Source organism: Lyngbya sp. CCY1209, assembly GCF_055795065.1.
Genome location: NZ_JAYFER010000461.1, coordinates 1 through 3,389, shown reverse-complemented (window position 1 = coordinate 3,389; position 3,389 = coordinate 1). Strand labels below are relative to the sequence as shown.

At 56.8% G+C, this 3,389-nt stretch carries 3 protein-coding genes; all 3 read left to right on the top strand.

Annotated features, from left to right (window positions below; translation table 11 throughout):
• The first annotated feature begins 223 nt into the window (after positions 1-223).
• The 3 genes from AC0QHF_RS14760 (at position 224) to AC0QHF_RS14750 (ending at position 3,259) form a co-directional block, all read left to right on the top strand.
• Positions 224-361, top strand: coding sequence for a hypothetical protein (locus tag AC0QHF_RS14760; RefSeq protein ID WP_324704986.1), 138 nt, complete (start codon positions 224-226; stop codon positions 359-361).
• A gap of 426 nt (positions 362-787) precedes the next feature.
• Positions 788-2,722, top strand: coding sequence for a S8 family peptidase (locus AC0QHF_RS14755; RefSeq protein WP_324704985.1), 1,935 nt, complete (start codon positions 788-790; stop codon positions 2,720-2,722).
• 189 nt (positions 2,723-2,911) lie between these two features.
• Positions 2,912-3,259, top strand: coding sequence for a four helix bundle protein (locus AC0QHF_RS14750; RefSeq protein ID WP_324704984.1), 348 nt, complete (start codon positions 2,912-2,914; stop codon positions 3,257-3,259).
• Positions 3,260-3,389 lie beyond the last annotated feature (130 nt).

Below are 3,389 nucleotides of genomic sequence, written 5' to 3'. Positions count from 1 at the left end.
CATTGACTATGCCTTTAAGAGTTCAGTTTTGGACGGCTTAAGAATCCCCGCGTCTTTAGACCGGGGAGAAGTCAAAATCCATCTAAATCACCGTTACTGTTTCTCCGTTTTTTGACGGTCAGGGTCTACAGTGGGGGGATCAATTCTCCCCCCTGTATCGATGTTCATATAAAAATCTGATCCCACAACTCGACCTCTTTCTATCAAAAGAGGAAGCATAAAAATGGAAACCCAAAAACAGACTCCGGCCAACGTGCCACCCGTAAAGTCCGAAACGGCGATCGCACCCCCACCCATCACCCGTTGTTGGGCTTTAGCCCCCTCCTTTCCCCGGCAGCGGCACCCAGTAGCCCCCTTTTAAACTTTAGAAACAGCACGGCAGTCTGGCTTTACAGAAAGGGTTGTAGCCCTCTGTCTACCCCGGCGAATCGCAAATTTTTCCCGCGATTCGCCCACCTTTGATCGTGCCCATATTGACGTTATAAAGCTTTACAAAAAACGTCAAAAAAGTCTTGACATCGTGAAAATCAAAAGCTAGATTAGCTGACAACACCCCGAGATTTTGATCGTCAGTTTCGAGGTCGCCTGGACAGATAATATCTCCTTTTTTTAAGTCAAGATTTTTCCGAAGTCAATAATTCGATTCGAGGAAAAACTATATGATATTGGCTCCAACAGAACTACCTTTGAGATCGACCCCGTTTGTTCGCCGAAAATTTTCGAGCAGTTGGTCACAGCAACGACCGATAAAAAAAATGAAAATTTATCGATATCGATAATATCTAAAATGACAATCCCCGGACTCTCAGAATTACAAAACCGCACCCGGGGCGCCTCCGAAATCACCGTCGCCGTCCTCGACGGCCCCGTTGACCGCGCCCACCCCTGTTTCCAAGGCGCCGACCTCACCGCCCTGCCCACCCTCGTCCCCGACGTCGCCAGCAAGGACGGCAGTATGTCCGGCCACGGCACCCACGTCGCCAGCATCATTTTCGGGCAACCCGACAGCGACATTCCCGGCATCGCCCCCCAGTGTCGCGGGCTCATCGTCCCCGTCTTTGCCGACGACCGCTGTAGTGCCACCCAACTCGACCTCGCCCGGGGCATCGAGCAGGCGGCCAACGCCGGCGCCCAGGTCATCAACCTCAGCGGCGGCCAACTCAGCGACTTCGGGGAAGCCGAGGGCTGGCTGGAAAACGCCGTCCGCCTCTGCCAGGAGCGGAACATCCTGCTAGTGGCTGCCGCGGGTAACGACGGGTGCGAGTGCCTGCACGTCCCCGCCGCCCTCCCCGCCGTCCTGGCTGTGGGCGCGATGGACGCTCGCGGGCAACCCTTGGATTTCAGCAATTGGGGGTCCAAGTACCAAACCCAGGGCATTCTCGCCCCCGGGGAGCAAATCTTGGGAGCCACACCCGGCGGCGGGACGGAACGGCTCAACGGCACCAGCTTCGCGGCCCCCATCGTTTCCGGCATCGCCGCCCTGCTGTTGAGCCTGCAACTGGACCGGGGCGAAACCCCCGACCCCGCCCGGGTGCGCCAACTCCTGTTGCAGAGCGCCCTGCCCTGCGACGCCGCCCTGCCTGCCGATACCCAGCGATGTCTGGCAGGCCGACTCAATATCGCTGGAGCCCTAACCTTACTGACTGGAGGAAATATGTCCGAAGAACAAGAAGCCGTCACCCCCGCAGGCGTCGAACCATCCGGCAACTGCGGCTGCGGCGGGGGTTTATCCACCCCCGAAGCCACCCCCGCCCAGGAGGAGCCCCAAGCTGCGGCCACCCCCAGCAACACCGTCCAATCGTTCACCCCTACTCAATCAACCTCCATGACCTCTAGCAACGCCGTCACTCCCAGCCAAGCCCCCAGCGAACTCGCATCCAGCCAACTGGTTTATGCTTTGGGAACTTTGGGCTACGACTTCGGCTCCGAAGCCCGCCGCGATACCTTCAAGCAACTGATGCCGCCCTTTGAACTCGGCGAGGGCGTGATGGTGCCGGCCAACCCCTACGATGCCCGCCAGATGGTGGACTACCTGGCCAGCGATATTTCTGAAGCCCGGTCTTTGATTTGGACGCTCAATATTGAATTGACCCCGGTTTATGCCATCGACCCCAAGGGTCCCTTTGCCCGGGAAACCTACCTGGCCCTGCAAGAACTCCTGGCCGGCCAAATTCAGCCGGAAAGCGACGACGATTATATCGAGCGCGTCAGCATCCCCGGCGTCTTGACCGGGCGCACGGTCAAACTGTTCTCCGGGCAGGTGATTCCCGTCATCGAACCCCAGAGCACCCGCGGCGTCTACGGTTGGAAGGTCAATAACCTGGTCAACGCGGCCTTCGAGGAAGTGCAATCCGCCGAGGGCGATACCGACCAAGAGGCGATGCGCCGCACTTTGGGCAGTTTCCTCAACCGGGTGTACTACGACCTCCGCAATTTGGGCACCACTTCCCAAGACCGCGCCCTCAACTTTGCGGTGACGAACGCCTTCCAAGCCGCCTCCACCTTCAGTCAAGCGGTAGCCCAGGGCATGGAACTCGACAGCATCACGGTGGAGAAAAGCCCGTTCTGTCGGATGGACAGCGACTGTTGGGATGTGAAGCTGAAGTTCTTCGACCCGGAGAACAGCCGTCGGGCCAAGAAAATCTTCCGCTTCACCATCGATGTCAGCGATTTGATTCCGGTGACGTTGGGCGAAGTGAAGAGCTGGTCGTCGCCTTACTAGGAGACGGGGAGACGGGGAGATGGGGAGATGGGGAGATTTTTCGGAATGAACAAGGGGCTCCATCCCCTTGTTTGAACCGCCCCTCCCTTGCCCTCCCCCCGTCTCCGACGACAATTTTTAACCGAGAATGAAACAGCCCTGCTAGGAGAGGGGGAGATGGAGAGGCGGAAGGCTAAGACTCATGAAGATTTGAACGTTTATCAAATTGCTTTTGAGGTAGCGATGAAGCTCTTTGAATTATCTAAGCGATTCCCTGTAGAAGAGCGATATGCCTTGACAGACCAGATTCGCAGGTCATCTCGTTCTGTCTGTGCCAACCTAGCGGAAGCCTGGAGAAAACGACGCTATCGGGCAGCGTTTATCGCCAAACTTAGTGATGCTGAAGCAGAAGCTGCTGAAACTCAAGTTTGGTTAAAGTTTGCGGTCAAATGTGGCTATCTAGATGCGACTATCGCTCAGGAGCTTTACCAGAATTATAACCAGATTCTTGGTAGCTTAGTCAAAATCATCAATGCCCCCGACAACTGGCTTCTCTAACTCCCCGTCCCCCCATCTCCCCATCTCCCCCTCTCCCCCTCCCCAAAACCGAATTTTCGTGCCGCGCCCACCGCTACGGGACAGCACAAGCAGGCTTCTTGACAACAAGAAGGGACTGACCGCCCCAAGC